General features: G+C 43.8%; 1 pseudogene. It reads right to left on the bottom strand.

Annotation, left to right across the window (positions count from 1 at the left end):
• Positions 1 to 948: pseudogene (locus LJD34_RS16010) on the bottom strand (ATP/GTP-binding protein); the annotation flags it as partial.

Below are 948 nucleotides of genomic sequence, written 5' to 3'. Positions count from 1 at the left end.
GTTGCAGGTACACATTTCTTCCCGTATCAACGGAATAGCCCATATAGATACCCGTGTTTTCTCCTAACTGCTGTGTCGCACCGAAGCCCAGCCCAGCTAGAAAATCTGATTTTACATACTGCACATAATCATTGATATATCGCTTGCTGGCAGGAAGAAATTCAGAATGAAGCCCCAGCATATCCCCAACAGGACGCACCAGCTTGACATTGAGGTCGTCGTAAAAGTCCTTGACTTCATCACAACGGCGTTTCAGCTCGTCAAGATCGGGTGCAGACACCCGTATCACGTAGCTTAACTTATACATACTTTCTTTGCTCTGGTCTAAGTCTGTTTCCAGCTCGTCCACGCTGTCTAATGCGTCCACCACATTTGAGCTGGTTTCACTTCCTGCTTGATAAGCGTGATTGTCAAGGTCTTTCAATTCCTTTTTCTTATTGCGGACGGTTGTTAATGCTTTGCGGTTCTCCACGATTTCTACATTCATAGAAGTATCAACGGGGAATGTGAATTGCTGTTGCTGGAAATAGAAGATTTCAGACGACGGAAAATCAAGCTCGCCGACAATCGCATTGACGGTAAAATAGGACACATAGCTTTCCTTGTCCTCATGCTCCAAGCGTAAATACCGCTGGCTTTCTTCAATTACACACCTTGTCGGACGGATAAGGTCATAGTATTTTATCAGCGTTTCTTTTTTATAATTCTTCTTTGGTAGCTGGTACTCATAATCTTCATAGGCGATACCGTCCCTGCCGTAAAGATGTTCCATGAGATACCCAAAATCGTTGATTTCCAAGCGTCGCACCTTGAAACGCCTTGATATTTTGTTTTCTAACAGTTTTTCCATTTTCATGTAACGGTTGATTTCATCATTCGGCATGGAAACAAAGTCATTCATCAGCGTGTGGTTCACTTCATGGAGAAATTCCGTGAACGTCAGCCACG

The sequence above is a fragment of the Faecalibacillus sp. MSK20_93 genome (assembly GCF_020589945.1).
Classification (GTDB): Bacteria; Bacillota_I; Bacilli_A; order Erysipelotrichales; family Coprobacillaceae; genus Faecalibacillus; species Faecalibacillus intestinalis.
Note: the sequence above shows the minus strand (reverse complement) of the source record. Positions and strands in the feature narration are given on the sequence as shown.